We start from the raw sequence: 21702 nt of genomic DNA on the forward strand, positions 1-21702 counted from the left end.
CGGTTCAGCTGCCCTTGGGGTCGAGTGCGTCGCGCAGCCCGTCCCCGAAGAGGTTGAACGCCAGGACGGTGATGAAGATCGTGATACCGGGAACCACCATGTACATGGGGTCGTCCTGGTAGATGGGGATGGCGTCGGACAGCATCTTTCCCCAGGAGGCGGTGGGCGGTTTGACGCCGGCACCGAGGAAGCTGAGGGCCGCTTCCGTCAGGATGTTGGTCGGGATGATCAGCGTCGAGTAGACGAGGATCGGGGCGACCAGGTTCGGCAGCAGCTCCTTGATCAGGATGTAGCCGCGGCCCGCGCCGAGGCTGCGTGCCGCCTCCACGTACTCGCGCTCCCGCAGGGACATCGTCTGGCCACGGACGATGCGGCCGATGTAGGGCCAGCCGAAGAAGCCGATCACGAGGATCAGCACCGCCATGCGGACGCTGGAACCTTCGAGCCCGAGCAGGCTGTTGGGCACCACGGAGACGAGCGCGATGGTGAACAACAGCTGCGGGAAGGCCAGCAGCAGGTCCATCAGGCGGCTGATGAGGCCGTCGACCCAGCCGCCGAGGAATCCGGCGAGCGCGCCCAGCAGGCTGCCGATGACGACCGAGACGAAGGCCGCCAGGAAGGCGACGATCAGGGAGATGCGGGCGCCGTAGAGGATCCGGCTGAAGACGTCGCGGCCGTTGGTGGGTTCGACGCCCAGCAGGAAGTCGGAACTGACGCCGCCGAACGAGCCGATCGGCGTGCCGAGGTCGGGATCGATCATGTCCTCGTGGAACTCGTTGGGCGGGTGGCCCAGCAGGCTCACGATCTGCGGCGCGAAGACCGCCACCAGGATCAGGAAGATCACGACCACGCCGCCGGTCAGCGCGACCTTGTCGCGCTTGAGCCGCATCCAGGCGATGCGGCCGGGCGAGCGGCCTTCGATGGCCTTGGCAGGGACGTCGGCTACGGACACGGGTGCGGGCGTTTCCGCGCTCGTGTCATGCAGTGGTGCCGTCATCGTGGTGGGGACCCCTCTCGGCCGACGGGTGTGCCGGCCCATGCCCGCCGCTGTGGCGGCGTTGGTGCGGAGTGGCGCTCGGAGTGCGTGGGACACGCTGAACGCGTGTGAAGTGCAGGAAGTACAGGACGTGCGGGAAAAGCTGCGGGAAGAACGCGGTGTGCGGATGCAGGTGCCGATCACGTGCCGAACCGCGTCCTGGGAGGACTGACCGGCTCTTGGGTGGGGAGTCTTCATCGGGCGCTCGACCAGCCGCCAGACCCGCAGTTGAATGGATGCGCAACCGTGATCTGACGCCCCGATTCCCGTTATCCGGACTTCACTCCCACCTGAGCGGAGCAAGACCGTCTGTTCGGTACGCAAACGGGCATGTCGCCCAACTCACAAGAGTGCCACGCCTTTTGGGCGTACAACAGCGGCGAAAACGGGACAAGAAGAAGGCCGCCGGGAACCGTGGGATCCGGCGGCCTCAAAATGGCCGGTATGAGCTGTCTCAAAACATGAGCATGTTCCGGAAGGAGGGATTCCGGCGCTGGACCTGCACGAAGGGGCTAATAGGAGGGGGCCTGGCCCTCGCGGTCGTAGAACGGGCGGGTCTGCGAACGCAGCCACATCGCCACCGGGTCGTGCTCGTCGGCGAGCGCGACGGTGCACACCGGAACGCCCTCCGGGACCGCCCCGACCGACTGCCGCATCATCTCCCGTACGGATTCCAGGGCGGGCGCGGAAGCGTCGTACAGGTCCAGCCCCACCGCCAGGTACGCCGACCCCAGCGACGGCTGCACCCAGGCGCGGCGCAGCGAGCGGACGGCTGGCGTGCGGTGCGCGTGCTGGGTCAGCAGCCCGTAGAACTGCGGCAGCTCCAGGGCGGGCTCGGACAGCCGCAGCGGGCCGGCCGGCATCCGGTCGAGGCCGGTGGCGATGCGGCGCAGGTCCGCCCAGGGGAGGCCGAGGCCGCCGCCCTGGGCGTGGGGGTTGAGCCACAGGCCCCAGCGGTCCGGGTACAGGGCGCGGGCGATGTCCCGGCCGGTGACCACCTCGTAGCCGCGGTTCCATCCGCTGGCGGCCAGCTCCTGCGGGGAGGTCACGCAGGGCGCGTAGCCGAGGCCGTCGACCTCCATGCCGCCGTACTGGGCGTCCGGGGATCCCGGCCGGCCCTGCCAGAGCAGCATCCACAGGCGGCCCTCGGAGAGGGCGTGCAGGAGCGACTCGTAGCTCTCATAGCGCCCGGGAGTCACCTGGCGCAGCATGTGCTCGACCTGCCCGGCCGCGGCCGTGCCTGACGCACTCACCCGGTACCCCTCTTCGTCCGCCGTCATCCACGCGTATGGGCCCCCAGCTTAAGCGGCCCTACGGGAGGTAGAAGGGGCGTACGCGCTCACGGATGTAGTCGACCACCGGGTCCTGGGCGGCGTCGAGGAGGATCAACTGCACGGGCCAGGGCGCCGGTACGCGGGTCAGGGCCCGGCCGAGGGCCTCCAGCGGGGCGCTGCGCGCCTCGGGATCCCATCCCGCCAGCCGGACACCGATGTACAGCTGCGGGGCCCCGCCCTCGACGCTGGCGAGGCAGCGGTGGGCGGCGGTGACCACGCCGAGGGCGCGGAACTCCTCCGCGGCGGCGGTGAGGAAGTCGACCGGGTCGTCCTGCCAGTCGGGCTCGAAGAGCCGGACGCGGCCGCCGGTGGCGGGGCCGTCGAGGGGGGTCCGGCCGGTGCGGCAGAGCTCCGCGACGGCGGGCGGGGGGAGCGGGACGCCGACGGCGCCCTCGGGGTTGAGGGCGATGCCGAGCTGCGGGGGCAGGCCGCGGGCGAACTCGACGGCGGGGGCGACGGCGAAGTCCATGTCGGGGCCGGCGCAGACGCGGAACTGGGCCTCGGAGGTGTAGACGGGGACGTAGGCCTCGCCGCCGATGAGCATGGTCGGGAGGGTGAGGGCGGCGTGCGTGGGGCTCCCGCCGGCGGGCAGCGGCACCCATATCCGGCTGCGGCCGAGCACCTCCAGGATCCGCGCCCCGGCGTCCGCCTGCCCCAGGGCTGCGCCGAGCACCTGCTCCAGCTCGTTGTCGGGCCACCCGCTGCCGTGCATCCGCCGCCTCCTCGCTCCGCGCTACCCCGCAGACCCTAATCCGTCCCGACCCCCGGCCCCGCATCCCCACCCGCCGCCCGACCGGAGCCCCGGACCCCTTCACCCCCGCCCGGCACCAACCCCGCCGGGCAGCCCCGGCCAACTCCAGCCCCGCCGGCGTTCGAGGCGCGGGTCCGGATCCCCCTGTCGGGCCAGGCCCAGCCTCACCGGCCAACTCCAGCCTCGCCGGCGTTCGAGGCGCGGGTCCGGGCAGAGCCCGGTGCCCGGCGGAGCCGGATTCCCTGGGGCTCCGCCCCAGACCCCGCGCCTCAAACGCCGGCGAGGCTGCAAGTTGCCCCCGGCACCCGGAAGCGACGCGTCGGCGAGGCTGCAAGCGGCGCCCCCGAAGCCGGGCGGCCACGGGTCGGCGAGGCTGCAAGTTGCGCCCCCGGCACCCGGAAGCGACGCGCCGACGGGACTGCACAAGCGGCGCCCCGACACCGGGAAACGACGCGCCGGCGAGGCGGCAAGCGGCGCGCCCGAAGCCGGGTGGCACGGGTCGGCCACGCCGATGGGCTGAACGTTGCGCCCCCCGGCGCCGAGGCCAAAGGCAGGGGCGCGCCGACGGAGTCGAAGAGGCGTCCGCGGCGCCGGAAGACCGAGGGGCAGCCCACGCCGACGGGCCGGAAGATGCGCCCCGCCGGGAGGCCACGGGTCGCCCCACGTCGGCGGAGCCGAAGGACGTACCCCGGCGCCGCAAAGACCACGGGTCCCGGAAGCCCCCCCGCCGGGAGGTCACGGGGCGGGGGGCGGTCAGGGGAACGTGATCTGGGTGACCGCGGCAGCGGAAGGGCGGTCGAGGAGGGTGACCGTCGCGCAGCCCGGAGGGGGGTGGCCGGCTTCCGCGGAGCGCAGGAGACGGGTCACCGCCGCGCGGTGGCGGGCGAAGGCGTACGCCGAGACCCGCCGCCCCCGTTCCGCCTGCCCCGCCAGCGCCTCCTGCGCGGTGGTGTCCAGCAGCAGCAGGTGCAGCGCCCGCCCCCGCCGCCGCGCGGCCGCCGCCAGAAGCCCCCGCACCCATGCCTGGCTGCCGCAGTCGTGCACCACCACCGAGGCCCCGGACCGCAGGGTCCGCCACAGCCCCCAGTAGTGGGCGAAGCGGACCAGCGGCCGGTACACCCCGTACGGCAGCGCCCCCGGCATCCGCCGCTCCCACCGCTCCCGCGTGTCCTGCGAGTCGATCACCCCGGCCCCCGCGGCCCGCTTGATCAGCGTGCTCTTGCCCCCGCCGGGCAGGCCGGACACCACCACGATGTCCCCCGCTGCGAAGCAGAGCCGCGGCCCCGGCGCCCCGGCACCGCGCAGGTCCCGGACCCGCCCCGGCTGCACCGCCGCCGGCACCGGCACCGGCACCGCCGCCGGCACGTCCGCACGCCGCTGCGCCGGAACCCCCTCAAGGGTCCCCGTCAAAGCCGGCACTCCGAACCTCCGCACAGTGATCGCCTCCCCCGCCTCTGAATGTAAAGGGACGGCAATCCGCCCCACCCGGTTCCGCCCCACCCCGTGCCGCCCTCCCTCGAGCCCCGCTGGGGCCGGCCCGGACTTTCGGGCCCGCCCGCCCACACCCGCCCGCCTCGTGCAATGATGTGCGCCATCTGGACACCAACTGCATACCGGCCGCTTGAATCCGCGCGGGAGAGTCCCGGCAGGCCGCAAGGCCGTGCCCGGGCGCCGAAGGAGCAAGTTCCTCCCTTGAATCTCTCAGGCCCCGTACCGCGTGGATGAGGCAGATCTGAAAAGCGGGCTGCTCGACAGCTCCACCCAAGGTGCAAGCCGAAGACGCGTTCCGCCCGGTGCGGGAACTCTCGGCGAACCTCTCAGGTTCCGATGACAGATGGGGAGGATCGTCCTCGTCATGTCATGCCCTGGGACCCGGGAGCCACACCCATGAGCACTGCCCCCCGCCTGACCGCGCTCGACGCGCTGCACCGCTCGCTCGGTGCGACCATGACCGACTTCGCGGGCTGGGACATGCCGCTGCGCTACGCCAGTGAGCGCGACGAGCACAACGCCGTACGCACCAAGGCCGGTCTCTTCGACCTGTCCCACATGGGCGAGATCACCCTGACCGGCCCCGAGGCCGTCAAGGCGCTGGACTACGCGCTGGTCGGCAACATCTCCACCGTCGGCGTCGGCCGCGCCCGCTACACGCACATCTGCCAGGAGGACGGCGGGATCCTCGACGACCTGATCGTCTACCGCCTCGGCGAGAGCGAGTACATGGTCGTCGCCAACGCCTCCAACGCGCAGACCGTCCTGGACGCCCTCACCGAGCGCGCCGCCGGCTTCGACACCGAGGTCCGCGACGACCGTGACGCCTACGCGCTGATCGCCGTGCAGGGCCCGGAGTCCCCGGGGATCCTCGCCTCGCTCACCGACGCCGACCTGGACGGGCTCAAGTACTACGCGGGCCTGCCCGGCACCGTCGCGGGCGTGCCCGCGCTGATCGCACGTACGGGCTACACCGGCGAGGACGGCTTCGAGCTGTTCGTCGCCCCCGAGCACGCCGTGGAGCTGTGGCAGGCGCTCACGAAGGCCGGCGAGGGCGCGGGCCTGGTCCCGGCCGGCCTGTCCTGCCGCGACACGCTGCGCCTGGAGGCGGGCATGCCGCTGTACGGGCACGAGCTGACCACCTCCCTGACCCCGTTCGACGCGGGCCTGGGCCGGGTCGTGAAGTTCGAGAAGGAGGGCGACTTCGTCGGCCGCGCCGCACTGGAGGCCGCCGCCGAGCGCGCCGCCTCGAACCCGCCGCGCAAGCTGGTCGGCCTGATCGCCGAGGGCCGCCGGGTCCCGCGCGCCGGTTTCCCGGTGGTCGCCGACGGCAAGGTCGTCGGCGAGGTCACCTCGGGCGCCCCGTCGCCGACGCTGGGCAAGCCGATCGCGATGGCGTACGTGGACGCGGCGCACGCCGCGCCCGGCACCTCCGGCGTCGGCGTGGACATTCGCGGTACGCATGAGCCGTACGAGGTCGTGGCCCTGCCGTTCTACAAGCGGCAGAAGTAGTCCGCCCCTGCCCGTACAGCGTCACCGCCGCACGGAGGTCCGTACGGCGCTGTCCCGGTACCCCAGACCACTGTTCGTATCCACTCCCCCGCATCCAGGAGAATCAGGTCATGAGCAACCCCCAGCAGCTGCGTTTCAGCAAGGAGCACGAGTGGCTGTCGGCCGCCGAGGACGGCGTCTCGACGGTCGGCATCACGGAGTTCGCGGCCAACGCGCTCGGTGACGTCGTCTACGCCCAGCTCCCCGAGGTCGGCGACACGGTGACCGCGGGCGAGACCTGCGGCGAGCTGGAGTCGACCAAGTCGGTCAGCGACCTGTACTCCCCCGTGACCGGTGAGGTCGTCGCGGCCAACCAGGACGTCGTGGACGACCCTTCGCTCGTGAACTCGGCGCCGTTCGAGGGTGGCTGGCTCTTCAAGGTGCGCGTCACGGAGGAGCCGGCCGACCTGCTCTCCGATGCCGAGTACGCCAAGCTCACCGCCGGTAACTGACCCCAGGGGATCCTGATGTCCGTACTGAACACCCCGCTCCACGAGCTCGACCCCGACGTCGCCGCCGCCGTCGACGCCGAGCTCGTACGCCAGCAGTCGACCCTGGAAATGATCGCGTCGGAGAACTTCGCTCCGGTCGCCGTCATGGAGGCCCAGGGCTCGGTCCTGACCAACAAGTACGCCGAGGGCTACCCCGGCCGCCGCTACTACGGCGGCTGCGAGCACGTCGACGTCGTCGAGCAGATCGCGATCGACCGGATCAAGGCCCTGTTCGGCGCCGAGGCCGCGAACGTCCAGCCGCACTCGGGTGCGCAGGCGAACGCCGCCGCGATGTTCGCGCTGCTCAAGCCGGGCGACACGATCATGGGCCTGAACCTGGCCCACGGCGGTCACCTGACCCACGGTATGAAGATCAACTTCTCCGGCAAGCTCTACAACGTGGTCCCGTACCACGTGGACGAGACCGGCCAGGTCGACATGGCCGAGGTCGAGCGCCTCGCCAAGGAGTCCAAGCCGCAGCTGATCGTCGCCGGCTGGTCCGCGTACCCGCGCCAGCTGGACTTCGCCGCCTTCCGCCGCATCGCGGACGAGGTCGGCGCGTACCTGATGGTCGACATGGCACACTTCGCCGGCCTGGTCGCCGCGGGTCTGCACCCGAACCCGGTCCCGCACGCCCACGTCGTCACCACCACCACGCACAAGACCCTCGGCGGTCCGCGCGGCGGTGTCATCCTGTCGACGCAGGAGCTGGCGAAGAAGATCAACTCCGCGGTCTTCCCCGGTCAGCAGGGTGGCCCGCTGGAGCACGTGATCGCGGCGAAGGCCGTCTCCTTCAAGGTCGCCGCGTCGCCCGAGTTCAAGGAGCGCCAGGAGCGCACCCTGGAGGGCGCGAAGATCCTCGCCGCGCGCCTGGTCCAGGACGACGTCAAGGCCGTGGGCGTGGACGTCCTGACCGGCGGCACCGACGTGCACCTGGTCCTGGTCGACCTGCGCAACTCCGAGCTGGACGGCCAGCAGGCCGAGGACCGCCTCCACGAGGTCGGCATCACGGTCAACCGCAACGCCATCCCGAACGACCCGCGGCCGCCGATGGTCACCTCGGGCCTGCGGATCGGTACGCCGGCCCTGGCCACCCGTGGTTTCGACGCCGAGGCCTTCACCGAGGTCGCCGAGATCATCGCGCAGGCGCTCAAGCCCGCCTACGACGCCGAGTCCCTCAAGGCGCGCGTCTCCGCGCTCGCGGCGAAGTTCCCGCTGTACCCGACGCTCTGACGCGACCGGGCGGGGCCCGGTGCCTGTTCCCACAGGCCCGGGCCCCTTTTTCACGCCCGCCCGCCCGCCGGTCGGGGCCGGGGATGTGAGCCGACGCACACCCCGGCTTCCCCTTGTGGCCCCGTCCGGCAGGCGGGTCGTTCACCTCGCCGCGTTAAGCTCGACCGTCGGACAAAATCCGAACAAACCTCCCTGATCACCTCACCGCTGGTCCAACCCGCTCTCCTGTGCCCCTCTCCCACCCCACGAGCAGACAAGGGAGTCTCGCCACCGTGGCCATCTCCGTCTTCGACCTCTTCTCCATCGGCATCGGTCCCTCTTCCTCCCACACGGTCGGCCCGATGCGGGCGGCGCGCATGTTCGTGACCCGCTTGAAGAAGGAAGGCGTCCTCGCCCAGACGGCTTCCGTCCGCGCGGAGCTCTTCGGCTCGCTCGGCGCGACCGGCCACGGCCACGGCACCCCCAAGGCGGTCCTGCTGGGCCTCGAGGGCCACTCCCCCCGCACGGTGAACGTGGAGACCGCCGACGCCGAGGTCGAGCGGATCCGCCAGAGCGGCCGGCTGCGCCTGATGGGCGCCGAGATAGGCGAGGCGCACGAGATCGCCTTCGACGAGCCGAGCCAGCTCATCCTGCACCGCCGCCGGTCCCTGCCCTACCACGCGAACGGCATGACGCTCTTCGCGTACGACGCGGCCGGCGCCCCGCTGCTGGAGAAGACCTACTACTCGGTCGGCGGCGGCTTCGTCGTGGACGAGGACGCGGTCGGCGAGGACCGGATCAAGCTCGACGACACCGAGCTGAGGTACCCCTTCCGCAGCGGTGACGAGATGCTGCGCATGGCCCGGGAGAGCGGCCTGTCGATCTCCGCGATGATGCTGGAGAACGAGAAGGCCTGGCGTACGGAGGAGGAGATCCGCGAGGGCCTCCTGGAGATCTGGCGGGTCATGCAGGCCTGCGTCGCGCGCGGGATGTCGCGCGAGGGGATCCTGCCGGGCGGCCTCAAGGTCCGCCGGCGCGCCGCGAACACCGCGCGCAAGCTGCGCTCCGAGGGCGACCCGCAGGCGCTGTCGATGGAGTGGATCACCCTCTACGCGATGGCCGTGAACGAGGAGAACGCCGCGGGCGGCCGGGTGGTCACCGCCCCGACGAACGGCGCCGCGGGCATCATCCCGGCGGTGCTGCACTACTACATGAACTTCGTGCCCGGCGCCGACGAGGAGGGCGTGGTCCGCTTCCTGCTGTCGGCCGGCGCGATCGGCCTGCTCTTCAAGGAGAACGCCTCGATCTCGGGCGCCGAGGTCGGCTGCCAGGGCGAGGTCGGCTCCGCGTGCTCCATGGCGGCCGGCGCCCTCGCCGAGGTCCTGGGCGGCAGCCCCGAGCAGGTGGAGAACGCCGCCGAGATCGGCATGGAGCACAACCTGGGCCTGACCTGCGACCCGGTCGGCGGGCTGGTCCAGATCCCGTGCATCGAGCGCAACGGCATGGCGGCGGTCAAGGCCGTCACCGCGGCCCGGATGGCGATGCGCGGCGACGGCTCCCACAAGGTCTCCCTGGACAAGGTCATCAAGACCATGAAGGAGACCGGCGCCGACATGAAGGTCAAGTACAAGGAGACCGCCCGCGGCGGCCTCGCGGTCAACGTCATCGAGTGCTGAGCCGACGCCCGAGCCGCTGACGGCGGCCGGCGGGTACCGACGGGAGGGCCGGGCGCGGGTGCGCCCGGCCCTTTCCCCGTCCTCGCGCTACTTCCTGCGGATCGAGGTCAGACAGCCCTTGGCGAAGGCGTTCACGGCGTCGTCCAGCGTCTTGAGGCTCTCGGGAGTGGGGGGCTCGTCCGCCTCCCCGGTGACCGTGATGTCCAGCATGAGGTTGCTGTCCCGCACCCGTATCTGCCTGACCTGGCGCGGATCGTCCGGTTTGGTGTAGAGGAGGCGGTACGCCTCCTTGCCCACGCCCTTGACGTCGGCCGGGGCGCCGCCCGGCGAGTCCTTGCCCGCGTCGCCCCGCACCTTGGCGAAGACCGCCTTCGCGTCGTCGACGCTCGGGAGGTAGGCGAAGTCCAGCTCGACCTTGGCTCCCCCATAGGCCGCGGGGCCGCTCCGGACGAGCTTCTGGACGCACTCGGCGCCCGGGTAGCCCCCGGTGGTCCGGCGGGTGCGGTCGGCCACGTCCTCGCGGGCCCCGAGCGGGTCGGCCAGTTTGCCGTACGGCAGCGCGTTGCATATCTCGTCCGTGGCGACCCAGGGATAGCCGCCCTTGCCCTCCTGGGAGACCTCCTCGTCGCCGCTTCCGCAGGCGGTGGCCGCGAGGACGAGGACCGCGGTGATCACGGCATGACGGTGAAGGCGGGTGTGAAGGCGGTGACGGCGCATCCGGTGCTCCCCTGTCGCACGGTCCATGTCCAGGCCGCCACCCTGCCAGGAATGGCACGCCGCCACGGCGTGATCCGTGCAACCGTGACGGCGTCCCGGGTGTCTTCAGTGGTGTCACCCTTGTCCCCGTCTCTCAGAATCGGGGGGACGTCATGCAGAACGCACGACGCCGCCAGGTCACCGCCCTGCTCGCGGGCGCCCTGCTCACCGCCGGGGCCGCGTTCGCCGCGCCGGCCTCCGCCGCCTCCACCACGCTGGTCACCAACGCCCGCTGGGGCGGGCACTGCACCTACGACCGGCTCGTCATCGACCTCCAGGGAGCCGCCCCGCCGGTCACCGTCACGCCCGTCTCCGAGCTGGTCTACGACGGGTCCGGCAAGCCGGTCCCGCTGCCGGGCAAGTACTTCCTCGAGATCAGGCTGCACCCCGCCGCCGCGCACGACTCGGCCGGTCACAACGTCTACGTGGGGCCGGCGCTCCAGCAGATCGCCCTCCCCAAGCTCAAGGGCATGGCCAAGACCGGCGACTTCGAGGGGTACGTCACCTTCGGCGCGGCCTTCGACACCCCGCCCACCTATAACACGAGCGTGCTGCACGCCCCGGAGCGGTTCGTCCTGGACTTCCCGCACCCGGCCACCTGCTGACGCGACACCGGCCCGGCCCCGCGCTACCGGTGCTCGGGGTTCGGGAAGTCGAAGCGGCATCCGGCGTCCCACTCCGAGCGCTGGTTGCCGTGCGCCGGGATACCGCCCGCCCGTTTCAGCAGGGCGGCCAGGTGCATGAGGTTCCAGCTCATGAAGGTCGTGTTCCGGTTGGTGAAGTCGTTCTCGGGGCCGCCCGAGCCGGGGTCCAGGTACGAGGGCCCCGGCCCGGCCTCACCGATCCACCCGGCGTCGGCCTGCGGCGGGATCGCGTACCCGAGGTGCTGGAGGCTGTAGAGGACGTTCATGGCGCAGTGTTTGACGCCGTCCTCGTTGCCGGTGATGAGCGCCCCGCCGACCCGGCCGTAGTAGGCGTACTGGCCCCGGTCGTTCAGCAGCGAGGAGCAGGCGTACAGCCGCTCGATGACCTGCTTCATCACGGAGCTGTTGTCCCCGAGCCAGATGGGGCCGCACAGCACCAGGATGTCGGCGTCCATGATCCGGCTGTAGAGGACGGGCCACTCGTCGCTCTCCCAGCCGTGCTCGGTCATGTCGGGCCAGACGCCGGTGGCGATGTCGTGGTCGACGGCGCGGACGAGCTCGGTCCGGGCGCCGGCGGCCTCCATGACCGCCCGGCTCCGGGAGATCAGGCCCTCGGTGTTGCTGGTCTCGGGGGACCGCTTGAGGGTGCAGTTCACGAAGAGGGCGCTCAGGTCGCCGTAGCGGGGGGTCTGCGCGGTTGCGGAGTCGTCGGCCACCGCACCACCGTGCGTCGCACCGGACGCGGCCGCCAGCGGGCGCGCCCGGAAGGGGCGGGTTGTGACCCGTCCGGACGGGCGACTAGGGTCATGGGGCCTTGGTGTTCGGGAAACCGGTGGGAAACCGGTGCGGCCCTCGCCACTGTGATCGGGAAGTCCGGCTCCACTCTCCCCCAGACTCCGTCCGGGAGGTGCCCCCACCGCGGGAAGCCACTGGGACCTGCGCGGGAGACCGCACGGCCCCGGGAAGGCGGAGTCAGGGCATCAGTACCCGTGAGCCAGGAGACCGGCCGGGGCGCGTCGTCCATCCACGAGGTGCTGGAGAGGTCTCCACAGTCATGCATATCGCCGAGGGCTTCCTGCCCCCGTTGCACGCGGTCGCCTGGGGCGTCGCGTCCGCCCCCTTCGTCGTACACGGTGCCCGGGCCCTGTCCCGTGAGGTGAGGGCGAACCCGGAGAGCACGCTGCTGCTGGGCGCGTCGGGGGCGTTCACGTTCGTCCTGTCGGCCCTCAAGATCCCGTCGGTGACGGGCAGTTGTTCGCACCCCACCGGGACGGGGCTCGGCGCGATCCTGTTCCGGCCACCGGTCATGACGGTGCTCGGGACCATCACCCTGCTGTTCCAGGCCCTGCTGCTCGCGCACGGCGGGCTGACCACGCTCGGCGCGAACGCCTTCTCGATGGCGATCGCCGGACCCTGGGCGGGGTACGGCGTCTACCGGCTGCTCAAGCGGTTCGACGTGCCGCTGATGGTCACCGTCTTCTTCGGCGCGTTCTTCGCCGACCTCGTCACCTACTGCGTGACCAGCGTCCAGCTGGCGCTGGCCTTCCCGGACCCGTCGAGCGGGTTCCCCGGCGCGCTCGCGAAGTTCGGCGGGATATTTGCGCTCACGCAGATCCCGCTGGCCGTCAGCGAGGGGCTGCTGACCGTCCTGGTCATGCGGCTGCTGACGCAGTCCAGCAAGTCCGACCTGGTCCGGCTCGGTGTCGCCGGGCCGGCCGGTGGCGCCGCGCGCACGGAGGCCGCCCGATGAGCCGCAACGCGAAGATCAACGCCCTGCTGCTGCTCCTGGTCGCGGCGCTCGCCGTGCTGCCCGTCGCGCTGGGCATGGGCGACGGCAAGGAGGAACCGTTCGCCGGCGCCGACAGCCAGGCCGAATCGGCGATCACCGAGATCGAGCCGGGCTACGAGCCGTGGTTCTCGCCGCTGTACGAACCGCCGTCCGCGGAGGTGGAGTCGGCGCTGTTCGCCCTCCAGGCGGCCCTCGGCGCGGGCGTGCTCGCCTACTACTTCGGCCTGCGCAAGGGCCGCCGCCAGGGCCTCGCCCAGAGCCACCGCGAACAGTCGCCGGGCCGGCCGCCCCGCGACGAACAGTCCTAGCCGGTGCTGCCCATCGACGTGGCGGCGCACGGCAGCCGCTGGCGCCACCGCCACCCGCTGGAGAAGGCGCTGCTGGGGCTCGGGCTCACCGTCACCGCCGTCGCCCTGCCGCCCTGGCCCGGCGGGCCGCTGGTGGCGGCGGCGACCCTGGCCGTGCTGCTCGGTCCGGCCGGGGTCGCCGGACGGCAGCTGTGGCGGGCCTTCCGGATCCCGCTGGGCTTCTGCGTCACCGGGGCGCTGCCCCTGCTGTTCGCGGTGGGCGGCCCGGCGGGGCCGGTCTCCCTGGCTCCGGACGGCCCCCGGCACGCGGCGGAGCTGCTGCTGCGTACGTCGGCGGCCTCGCTCGGGGTGCTGCTGTTCGCCTTCACCACCCCGGTGTCGGACGTGCTTCCCCGGCTGGTGCGGGCGGGCGTCCCGGCCCCGGTGGTGGACGTGGCCCTGGTCATGTACCGGATCGGGTTCCTGCTGCTGGACTCGGTGGCCCGGGTGCGCCGGGCGCAGGCGGCCCGGCTCGGGCACACGGGCCGGGCCGCGCTGTGGCGTTCGCTGGCCGGGCTGGCCGCCACCTCGTTCGTACGGGCCTTCGACCGCGCGGCGCGGCTCCAGGAGGGGCTGGCCGGGCGGGGCTACGACGGGGCCCTGCGGGTGCTGGTGCCCGGGGCGGCGGTGTCGTGGCGGTTCCTGGCGGCGTCGGCGGCCCTGCTGGGCGCGCTGGTCACCGTGACTCTCACCCTGGAAGGGCGGTACCTGTGAACCCGTTGGTGGAACTGGTGGGCGCGGGCTACGCGTACGAGGACGGCCCCGAGGTGCTGTCCGGCGTCGACTTCGCCATCGCGCGGGGCCGGGCGCTGGTCCTGCTGGGCCGCAACGGCAGCGGCAAGACCACGCTCATGCGGCTGCTGAGCGGCGGCCTGCGGCCCGGCGCGGGCCAACTGCGGCTGGACGGCACGGCGGTGCGGTACGACCGCACGGGGCTGACCCGGCTGCGCAGCTGCGTGCAGCTGGTCGTGCAGGACCCGGACGACCAGCTGTTCGCGGCCTCGGTCGAGCAGGACGTGTCCTTCGGCCCCATGAACATGGGCCTGGCCCCGGCCGAGGTGAGGGAGCGGGTGGACTCGGCGCTGACCGCGCTGGACATCACCGCCCTGCGGGACCGGCCGACCCACCTGCTCTCGTACGGGCAGCGCAAGCGGGCGGCGATCGCGGGCGCGGTGGCGATGGCGCCGCGGGTGCTGATCCTGGACGAGCCGACGGCCGGACTCGACCCCGACGGGCAGGAACGGCTGCTGGAGGTGCTGGCGGGCCTGCGCGGGAACGGTACGACGGTGGTGATGGCCACGCACGACGTCGACCTCGCGGTGCGCTGGGCCGACGACGCGGCGGTCCTCACCCCGTCGGGCATCCGCTTCGGGCCGGCCGGGGCCCTGCTGTCGGACCCGGAGCTCCTGGCGTCCGCGGGGCTCCGCCAGGCGTGGTCCCCGGTGGTGACGGCGTTCCTGCGGGCGCGCGGCCTGCTGGAGGAGGACGCGCCGGGACCGCGGACGCCGCAGGCGCTGTCCGCGTGGGCCGGGGCCCCGTCCTGAACCGGGCCACGGCCCGGCGCCGGGGCGCGAACCTAGGATGAGCGCATGTCGCTCCCGCACGCCATCCTCACCGCCCTGCTCGAAAAGCCCTCGTCCGGGCTGGAGCTGACCCGGCGGTTCGACAAGTCGATCGGGTACTTCTGGTCCGCGACGCACCAGCAGATCTACCGTGAGCTGGGCCGGCTGGAGGAGGCCGGGCTGATCCGGGCGCTGCCCAGCGAGGTGCCCGTACGGGGGCAGAAGAAGGAGTACGAGGTACTGCCCGCGGGGAGCGCGGAGCTGACCCGGTGGGTCGGCGAGAGCCAGGACCCCAAGGCGATCCGGGATCCGCTGCTGCTGCGGGTGCGGGCGGCCGGCGTCGTCGGCCCGCAGGGGCTGGCAGGGGAGCTGCGGCGCCATCTGGAGCTGCACCGGGGGCAGCTGGCCGAGTACGAGGCGATCGAGGCGAAGGACTTCCCGCCGGGGCGGGACTCCGACGAGGACCGGCTGCGCCGGCTCGTGCTGCGCGGCGGGATCGGCCTGGAGACGTTCTGGCTGCGCTGGCTGGAGGAGGCGCTGGCCGAGGTCGACGACATGACGGGGCCGCCGAGGACATGACGGGGCCGCCCGCGTGACGCGGCCCCGTCCCGCGTCCGCTACTTGTTCAGGGCGTTCCAGAACTCGTCGAAGCTCAGCAGGCCGTCGCCGTTGGCGTCCTTGGCGGCGATGACGGCGTCCGCGACGGCGCCGGTGACGTACGCGTCACCCATGGCCTTCATGGCCGCGCTGTACTCGTCGGCCGTGACGAAGCCGTCGCCGTCCGCGTCGAACTTGCCGAACGTCGCCCGCGCGCTCTCGATGTCCGCCACTGGGTCCACCCCTTCTCGGTGCTTGTTGACGGCTCAGGGTAGCGCCCCCGGCGGGTCGTCCTCACCCCGGGTCCCGTTCGGCCGGCAGAAAGAAATGCAATTACTCTTCCGCCATCCGGAAGCGATAATTCCAGCCATCAAATCCAGCCGCCACTTGTCACGCTCCGGGATCACGGCATAACGTACCGGCATTGCCGCCACACCAGGAGCGCAGGGCTCCCAGGGACAAGCGGCATAAAGGGCGATCACAGGTGACGATCACAGCTGACGCATCATTCGAAGTTCTGCCCTTCACCCGCACTTGCCGCCATATCTGGGAAGACGGCGACCATGTGCTCATCGGAGTGAGCCCCGGCAACAGCTACTTCAGCTCCGAGCGCATCAGCAGTCTTGCCCGATGGGCTGCGACCCGCTTCGCGCAGGTCGACTTCGTCTACGCGGACCTCCACGTGGACCGGATGTTCGCCGCCTTCGGCTACACCCCGGAGCACGCGGAGAAGCGGGCCACGAAGGAGATCAAGGCAGTGCGGCGAAGGATTCTCAAAGGTGTCGAGGAGGCAGGATCCACTCACGCCGAGATACGCGTGAGGGCGCTTTCCGACTTCCAGTCGAACCCGGTGTACCAGCTCCTGCACCGGCGGGTTCTGCATTTCCTTGAGACGGACGACGCGTTCCGTAAGGGATGCGAGGAAATGGCTCTCCATTTCGTGGGGTCGAAGTTGCCGGAAGGTGAATCCATCACAGACGCACAGTTGCAGGTCTGTTTCGATTACATGGCGGCGGAGCTGCCGTTCTTCGTGGACACCCCGAGCATTCTCGACGTGCCGTCCTCCGTGGCGGCCTATCACGTCAAGATGCCCATGACCGACGTCCTCTTCGCGCGTGGCGGCGGCCTGCGCGCGACCCGCAACCAGGCGTACGCCGTCGTGCGCCCCGAGCACGCCAGAGCCGTGAACCACGCACCGACCGAAGGGACCGTCGATGAGCGTCGAGCAGCTTGAGGGACGGGAGGGCGGACGGGACGCGGCCGACGGTGGGGCGCTCCTCGACTTCCCGCTGTCGCGGCGGGGCGACGTGCTTCCCGAGGAGTGCGCCTGGCTGCGCGAGAAGGCGCCGGTCGCCAGGGTCCGCACCCTGACCGGGGACCCGGCGTGGCTCGTCAGCAGTTACGCGCTGGCCAAGCAGGTGCTGGAGGACGAGCGGTTCAGCCTCAAGGACACCGCGAACGCCGGAGTCCCCCGCCAGTACGCGCTGACGATCCCGCCCGAGGTCGTCAACAACATGGGCAACATCAACAGCGCCGGGCTGCGCAACGCGGTGATGAAGGCGCTGAACCCGCGCCAGAAGGGCCTGCAGGAGTGGCTGCGCGCCAAGGCCGGGGAGCTCATCGACCAGATCGTGGCAGAGGGCGGTCCGGCGGACCTCCGGGCGGGGTTCGCCGACCCCTTCTCGGCGGCGCTGCACTGTCAGGTGCTGGGCGTTCCCTTCGCGGACCACCGCCGGCTGATGTCGGGGCTGGACGTCGCGTTCATGACCGCGCGCGAACCGTTCGCCGACTCCGCACTGAACTGGTACAAGGACGTCGCCTATTTCGCCGGGCAGCTGAACGTCCAGCTGGCCCTGCCTGCCGAGGAGCGTACGGGGCTCCTCGGCAGGTTCGCCGAGCTCAAGGAGGCCGACCCCGAGTCGGCGCACCTGAGCGACGACATGTTCGCGACGGTCGCCGTCTCGCTCTTCGGGGCGGGCGCGGTGTCCACGTCCGCGTTCCTGGTGCTCGCGGTCCTCGCGCTGCTCCAGCGCCCCGAACTCATCGGGTACCTGCGGGCGCACCCGGAGCGGATGGGCGGTGCGGTGGAGGAGCTGCTGCGCTGGAACCTGTCCGTGGGCGACGGCCTGCCGCGCATCGCCCTGGCCGACGTGCAGGTCGGGGACGTGCTGGTGAAGGAGGGCGAGCTGGTCCTCGTCCTGCTGGAGGGGGCCAACTTCGACCCGGAGGCCTTCGAGGGCCCGGACGAGCTGGACCTGGAGCGGGAGGGCGCGGGCGCCCACCTCGCCTTCGGGGCCGGGCGGCACTTCTGCCCGGCGACCGCGCTGGCCCGGCTGCACGCGGAAATCGCGCTGGAGGTGCTGGTGGAGCGGTTGCCGGGGCTGCGGCTGGCCGTGCCGGCCGAGAACCTGGTCTGGCGCACGGGGTTCATCAAGCGGCTTCCCGAGCGGCTTCCCGTCGCCTGGTGAGGCCGCGTGCACAGGAGCGGTGGCGTCCCGGGAGCCGTGCGGGTTCCCTGGGCGCCACCGCTTCGCGCCCTAACGGAAGATGCCGGTGTGGCCGAGCGAGTAGCGGCCGGGCTGGGGGTAGACGGCGAGGCCGTGGGGGCCGGAGCCGACCGGGATCTTGGCCAGCTCCTCGCCGGTCTTCGTGTCGATCGCGTACACCTCCGAGTTGTAGCGGCCCGAAAGCCACAACACCTTGCCGTCGGCGGAGACCCCGCCCATGTCGGGGCTGCCTCCGTCGGGGAGCTCCCACTTCTTGGTGAGCTTGTTGGCCTTGAAGTCGAAGACGGAGATGCTGCCCTCGCCCCGGTTGGAGATGTACATCTCCTTCGAGTCGCGGCTGACGTACAGGCCGTGGCAGCCCTTCCCGGTGGGCAGCAGCTTCGGCGCCCCGAACTTGTCGCCGCTGAGCACCCACATGCCGTGCGCCATCATGTCCGCGACGTAGAAGGTCTTCCCGTCCGGCGAGACCTTGACGTCCTGCGGCATGGCGCCTTCGAAGGGCAGTTTCTGCTGGCCGACGACCTCCATCTTCTCGGTGTCGACCTTGAGCAGCTCGCCCGAGAACTCGCAGCTGACGATGAAGTACCGGCCGTCCAGCGAGAAGTCCGCGTGGTTGACGCCGTAACAGGTCACCGGGACCGTCTTGACCCGGTCCATGGTGTGCGGGTTGCGGAAGACCAGCTCGCGGTCCATGGAGGCCATCACGACGGCGTACTTGCCGTTGGGCGTGAAGTACAGGTTGTACGGGTCGTGCACCTCCACGGGTTCACCGGCCTCGCCGGTGGCCGGGTTGATGGGGGTGAGCGTGTGACCGCGGTTGTTGTTGACCCACAGCGTCTTCATGTCCCAGGACGGCACCACGTGCTGGGGCTGGACGCCCACCGGGATGGTGTCGATGACCTTGTACGTCTTCGGGTCGATGACGGACACGGTGTTGGAGCCGGTGTTCGGTACGTAGACACGGGAAGGGAAGTTCTTGACGACCGGGGAGAGCTGGTTCGGCCGGTCGGCCGCGTAGACGTCATGGGGGTCGAGCACCGGCGGCATTCCGGCCAGTCCGGGCGGCGCCGCGGGTTCCGCCTTGGCCGGCCGGGCGGGCCCCTTGGTGCCGAGCGCCTCGGTCGCGCCCTTTCCCCCGGCTCCGCACCCGGCCAGGGCCGCGAGAACCAGTCCGGCAAGCAGCACGGTGGCCTTCCGTGGAAGGCGATTCGTCGTCATGGGGTCAGCAGCTCCGTGGTGGTCACCGCGCGCAGTTGGCGTCGCGCGAGTTCTTCGAGGAGGGGCGGCATCGCGTCGACCGTGTCCGCGTAGCCGAAGTGCAGGCTCACCACCGATCCGGCGTGGATCGTCCCGGTGACGTTGCGGATGACGGCCGCGGCGCCGGGCGAGGTGAAGTCGAGGGAGTCCACGTCGTACGAGAGGACGTGCGGGTAGCCCGCGCGCTGGGCGAGCTTCTGGACGAGGGGGGTCGCGTACTGGGTCTGCGAGGGGCGGAACCAGGTGCCGATCGAGCCGGTGAGGCGCCGCAGGCGCTGGGCGCATCCGGTGATTTCCTCGTAGGCCTCGTCCTCGGACATGGAGTTGATGGCGAGGTGGTGCTGGGTGTGGTTGCCGAGCTCGTGGCCGCCGTCCAGGACCCGGCGGGCCATGTCGGGGTGCTCGTCGAGCCAGGTGCCGATCGCCAGTACGGTGACCCGCGCTCCCGCGCGCTCCGCCTCGGCGAGGACCGCGCGCCCGGTCGCGGGGTCGCCGTTGCCGTGGAAGGTGAGCGCGATGCGGGGGCGGTCCCGGGAGCCGTGCGCGATCTCCACGGGCTGGCCGGCGAACCGGCGCGGGCCGGGGGCGGCGGCCGCCGGGGCGGGTCTGGCCGGGGTGGGGGCGGCGGGGGCGGGCGCCTTGGGCGGCGTCGCGGTCCCACAGGCGGCGGTGACGGCACCGGCGGCGACCGCGGCACCGGCGAGGAGGGCGGATCGACGGTCCGGGTAGCAGTGCACCCGCCCATTTAAGGCGTGGATGTCCCTGTACGTGCTGATTGACCCAGTTCGGCACCCTGGCCAAGCGGGCTCCGGCGAGCGAGCCGTCCGCTATGTGATCAACGATTCACGCAGAGCGGTCGATACTTATTCATCGATTACGAGGCGGGTGGGTCATCTCACCTAGGATTTAACTGTGAACTCTTAGGTTATACACACTTATGTCCGAGTTTGCGGTTTTGGCATTTGGTCGCTCGTCTGCCATAGTCGGAATCACGGCTTCCCTTTGACCCGAGCGAAGTCCAACGCCGAGGATCACACCCCCCCAGATCCTCGGCGCACCCATGAAACCCCCGCGGCGCCCGACAGAGGCGACAGGGGGTTTCTGGCGTTCCGGCGACACTCGCGTTCCGGCGGCCCCGGCTCCTCAGCGGTCGGCCACCCGCATCTCGAACCAGGTGATCTTTCCACGCGGCAGCAGGTCGGCGCCCCAGCGGTCGGACAGCTTGTCCACGAGGAACAGCCCCCGGCCCGTGGTGTCCATCTCGTGGACCGGCATCAGACAGGGCAGCCCGCGGGAAGGGTCGCGCACCTCCACCCGGATCCACCCGCGACGGCGCACCAGCCGTAAGCCGAACGACCGCGCCCCGGTGTGCCGCACGGCGTTGCCGACGAGTTCGGAGACCAACAGGACGGTGTGCTCGGCGATCTGCGGCGACAGCCCCCACAGCCGGATCACCACGGACTGGGTCAGGCGGCGCGCCGTACCGGCGGATTCGGGCATGGACGGCAGCGTGACTTCCGCCTCGGCGGGGTTGCCGTACAACTCCAGGGCCCGCAGCCCCTGCTCCTCCTCAAGAGCCGCCGCGATCCGTACCGCCGAAGCGCTGCCGCGCTGCCGCGGCTGCTCCACACCCTCCAGGCCCGCCATGCACCCATCATGGACGGCCGCACCGCCGCTCCGGGCCGTTCCGCGGGAAAACACCCCCCGGGGTCCACTGGCCCCCGGGGGGCGTTCCGGCATATGCGCAAGGCAAACAGGGAGCCGCGCCACCGGTCCGACCTGGGGTGACACGGTGCGCACCGGTGATCACGGTGAGTGGATCACTGCTGCGCCTTAAGGCTCCCTTAAGGCCTGGCTAATCCACCCCCAAGGAGGAACCGGCCACAACCGGCCGCGCCTCAGAGGAACTTGGCCTTGCCCGGACCCTCCTCGACGAAGCTGCGCATACCGCGCTCGCGGTCCTCGGTGGCGAACAGACCGGCGAACCAGTTGCGTTCGATGGTGAGCCCGGTGTCGATGTCCGCCTCCAGCCCGGCGTCCACGCACTCCTTGGCGGCGCGCAGCGCCAGGGCCGGGCCCTGCGCGAGCTTCGCCGCCCAGGCGTGCGCCTGCTCGTACACCTCGGCCGCCGGCACGACCCGGTCCACGAGCCCCAGGGTGAGCGCCTCGTCCGCCTTGACCATGCGGCCGGTGAAGATGAGGTCCTTGGCCTTGGAGGGACCGATCAGCCGGGACAGCCGCTGCGTGCCGCCGGCGCCCGGGATCAGGCCGAGCAGGATCTCGGGCTGGCCGAGCTTGGCGTTGTCGGCCGCGATCCGGTAGTCGGCGCACAGCGCGAGCTCACAGCCGCCGCCCAGGGCGTAGCCGGTGACGGCCGCGACGACCGGCTTGGGAATGCGCGCGACGGCGGTGAAGGCGTCCTGGAGCCCGCGGGAGCGGGCGACCATGGCCGCGTGGTCCATCGTCTGCATCTCCTTGATGTCCGCGCCGGCCGCGAACACCTTCTCGCCGCCGTAGATGATCACCGCACGGACGTCGGCGCGGTCGGTGGCCTCCACCGCGAGCTCGCGCAGCCGGTCCTGGGTGGCGATGTCCAGGGCGTTCATGGGCGGCCGGTCCAGACGCAGGGTGCCGACGCCTTCGGAGACTTCGAGAGAGAGGGTCATACGGGGAAGGTTAGTGCCGGTTAACGCCGGGTGGC

At 71.5% G+C, this 21702-nt stretch carries 23 protein-coding genes and 2 riboswitches; of the genes, 12 read left to right on the plus strand and 11 right to left on the minus strand.

Annotation, left to right across the window (positions count from 1 at the left end; all coding sequences use genetic code 11):
* Positions 1 to 4: 4 nt before the first annotated feature.
* The 4 genes from OG861_RS09960 to OG861_RS09975 form a co-directional block, all read right to left on the minus strand.
* Positions 5 to 997: an ABC transporter permease gene (locus tag OG861_RS09960; RefSeq protein WP_329198487.1), complete on the minus strand. Its 993-nt coding sequence runs from the start codon at positions 995 to 997 to the stop codon at positions 5 to 7.
* 551 nt (positions 998 to 1548) lie between these two features.
* Positions 1549 to 2289 carry an enhanced serine sensitivity protein SseB C-terminal domain-containing protein gene (locus OG861_RS09965; protein ID WP_329198485.1) on the minus strand — a complete coding sequence of 247 codons (741 nt, stop codon included), beginning with the start codon at positions 2287 to 2289 and terminating at the stop codon, positions 1549 to 1551.
* Positions 2290 to 2347: 58 nt separating this feature from the next.
* Positions 2348 to 3082 carry an enhanced serine sensitivity protein SseB gene (locus OG861_RS09970; RefSeq protein ID WP_329198483.1) on the minus strand — a complete coding sequence of 245 codons (735 nt, stop codon included), beginning with the start codon at positions 3080 to 3082 and terminating at the stop codon, positions 2348 to 2350.
* 792 nt (positions 3083 to 3874) lie between these two features.
* Positions 3875 to 4531 (minus strand): AAA family ATPase, encoded by a 657-nt coding sequence (locus OG861_RS09975; RefSeq protein ID WP_443056616.1) that lies wholly within the window; start codon positions 4529 to 4531, stop codon positions 3875 to 3877.
* A 212-nt stretch (positions 4532 to 4743) separates the two neighbouring features.
* Positions 4744 to 4847: riboswitch (glycine riboswitch) on the plus strand.
* A gap of 161 nt (positions 4848 to 5008) precedes the next feature.
* On the opposite strand from OG861_RS09975, the gene gcvT reads away from it, so the two are divergent.
* From gcvT to OG861_RS09995, 4 genes are all read left to right on the plus strand, one after another.
* Positions 5009 to 6124, plus strand: a complete 1116-nt coding sequence (gene gcvT, locus OG861_RS09980) for a glycine cleavage system aminomethyltransferase GcvT (protein WP_329198482.1) — start codon at positions 5009 to 5011, stop codon at positions 6122 to 6124.
* Between the two features lie 110 nt (positions 6125 to 6234).
* Positions 6235 to 6615: a glycine cleavage system protein GcvH gene (gene gcvH / locus OG861_RS09985; protein ID WP_329198480.1), complete on the plus strand. Its 381-nt coding sequence runs from the start codon at positions 6235 to 6237 to the stop codon at positions 6613 to 6615.
* A 15-nt stretch (positions 6616 to 6630) separates the two neighbouring features.
* Entirely contained in the window at positions 6631 to 7887 is a 1257-nt protein-coding gene (glyA, locus tag OG861_RS09990; RefSeq protein ID WP_190183516.1) for a serine hydroxymethyltransferase, read from the plus strand.
* 272 nt (positions 7888 to 8159) lie between these two features.
* Entirely contained in the window at positions 8160 to 9542 is a 1383-nt protein-coding gene (locus OG861_RS09995) for an L-serine ammonia-lyase (RefSeq protein WP_329198478.1), read from the plus strand.
* A gap of 87 nt (positions 9543 to 9629) precedes the next feature.
* Here OG861_RS09995 and OG861_RS10000 read toward each other — a convergent pair whose 3' ends face one another.
* Positions 9630 to 10217, minus strand: a complete 588-nt coding sequence (locus OG861_RS10000) for a hypothetical protein (protein ID WP_329198475.1) — start codon at positions 10215 to 10217, stop codon at positions 9630 to 9632.
* Positions 10218 to 10411: 194 nt separating this feature from the next.
* Between OG861_RS10000 and OG861_RS10005 the strand changes: the two genes are divergently transcribed.
* On the plus strand, positions 10412 to 10903 hold the full coding sequence (locus tag OG861_RS10005; RefSeq protein WP_329198473.1) for an AMIN-like domain-containing (lipo)protein: 492 nt from the start codon (positions 10412 to 10414) through the stop codon (positions 10901 to 10903).
* Positions 10904 to 10926: 23 nt separating this feature from the next.
* Here OG861_RS10005 and OG861_RS10010 read toward each other — a convergent pair whose 3' ends face one another.
* Positions 10927 to 11658: a flavodoxin family protein gene (locus OG861_RS10010; protein WP_329198471.1), complete on the minus strand. Its 732-nt coding sequence runs from the start codon at positions 11656 to 11658 to the stop codon at positions 10927 to 10929.
* An 82-nt stretch (positions 11659 to 11740) separates the two neighbouring features.
* A riboswitch (cobalamin riboswitch) is annotated at positions 11741 to 11967 on the plus strand.
* A 29-nt stretch (positions 11968 to 11996) separates the two neighbouring features.
* Between OG861_RS10010 and OG861_RS10015 the strand changes: the two genes are divergently transcribed.
* Genes OG861_RS10015 through OG861_RS10035 form a run of 5 tightly spaced genes read left to right on the plus strand, consistent with a single transcriptional unit; the run spans position 11997 to position 15219 of the window.
* Positions 11997 to 12692, plus strand: coding sequence for an energy-coupling factor ABC transporter permease (locus OG861_RS10015; RefSeq protein ID WP_329198469.1), 696 nt, complete (start codon positions 11997 to 11999; stop codon positions 12690 to 12692).
* Positions 12689 to 13039, plus strand: a complete 351-nt coding sequence (locus tag OG861_RS10020) for an energy-coupling factor ABC transporter substrate-binding protein (protein ID WP_329198467.1) — start codon at positions 12689 to 12691, stop codon at positions 13037 to 13039. Before OG861_RS10015 ends, OG861_RS10020 begins: the two co-directional genes overlap by 4 nt.
* A gap of 3 nt (positions 13040 to 13042) precedes the next feature.
* Complete coding sequence (gene cbiQ, locus OG861_RS10025; protein ID WP_329198465.1) at positions 13043 to 13792, plus strand: cobalt ECF transporter T component CbiQ; 750 nt, start codon at positions 13043 to 13045, stop codon at positions 13790 to 13792.
* Positions 13789 to 14622 carry an ATP-binding cassette domain-containing protein gene (locus tag OG861_RS10030; RefSeq protein ID WP_329198464.1) on the plus strand — a complete coding sequence of 278 codons (834 nt, stop codon included), beginning with the start codon at positions 13789 to 13791 and terminating at the stop codon, positions 14620 to 14622. Before cbiQ ends, OG861_RS10030 begins: the two co-directional genes overlap by 4 nt.
* Before the next feature lie 45 nt (positions 14623 to 14667).
* Positions 14668 to 15219, plus strand: a complete 552-nt coding sequence (locus OG861_RS10035; protein ID WP_329198462.1) for a PadR family transcriptional regulator — start codon at positions 14668 to 14670, stop codon at positions 15217 to 15219.
* A 38-nt stretch (positions 15220 to 15257) separates the two neighbouring features.
* Here OG861_RS10035 and OG861_RS10040 read toward each other — a convergent pair whose 3' ends face one another.
* The gene (locus OG861_RS10040; RefSeq protein WP_190183507.1) at positions 15258 to 15470 is read right to left on the minus strand and encodes an EF-hand domain-containing protein; all 213 of its coding nucleotides are present in this window, start codon (positions 15468 to 15470) and stop codon (positions 15258 to 15260) included.
* A gap of 251 nt (positions 15471 to 15721) precedes the next feature.
* Here OG861_RS10040 and OG861_RS10045 point away from each other — a divergent pair, with 251 nt between their 5' ends.
* Entirely contained in the window at positions 15722 to 16471 is a 750-nt protein-coding gene (locus OG861_RS10045) for a tRNA-dependent cyclodipeptide synthase (RefSeq protein ID WP_329198459.1), read from the plus strand.
* Positions 16452 to 17705, plus strand: coding sequence for a cytochrome P450 (locus OG861_RS10050; RefSeq protein ID WP_329198457.1), 1254 nt, complete (start codon positions 16452 to 16454; stop codon positions 17703 to 17705). Before OG861_RS10045 ends, OG861_RS10050 begins: the two co-directional genes overlap by 20 nt.
* 69 nt (positions 17706 to 17774) lie before the next feature.
* Here OG861_RS10050 and OG861_RS10055 read toward each other — a convergent pair whose 3' ends face one another.
* The 4 genes from OG861_RS10055 to OG861_RS10070 form a co-directional block, all read right to left on the minus strand.
* Positions 17775 to 18962, minus strand: coding sequence for a YncE family protein (locus OG861_RS10055; RefSeq protein WP_329198456.1), 1188 nt, complete (start codon positions 18960 to 18962; stop codon positions 17775 to 17777).
* Positions 18959 to 19738 (minus strand): polysaccharide deacetylase family protein, encoded by a 780-nt coding sequence (locus OG861_RS10060; protein WP_329198454.1) that lies wholly within the window; start codon positions 19736 to 19738, stop codon positions 18959 to 18961. The genes OG861_RS10055 and OG861_RS10060 overlap by 4 nt, the downstream gene beginning before the upstream one ends.
* A gap of 406 nt (positions 19739 to 20144) precedes the next feature.
* On the minus strand, positions 20145 to 20648 hold the full coding sequence (locus tag OG861_RS10065) for an ATP-binding protein (RefSeq protein ID WP_329198452.1): 504 nt from the start codon (positions 20646 to 20648) through the stop codon (positions 20145 to 20147).
* A 251-nt stretch (positions 20649 to 20899) separates the two neighbouring features.
* Positions 20900 to 21667, minus strand: a complete 768-nt coding sequence (locus OG861_RS10070; RefSeq protein WP_329198450.1) for an enoyl-CoA hydratase/isomerase family protein — start codon at positions 21665 to 21667, stop codon at positions 20900 to 20902.
* Positions 21668 to 21702: the final 35 nt, after the last annotated feature.

The sequence above is a fragment of the Streptomyces sp. NBC_00539 genome (assembly GCF_036346105.1).
GTDB lineage: Bacteria > Actinomycetota > Actinomycetes > Streptomycetales > Streptomycetaceae > Streptomyces.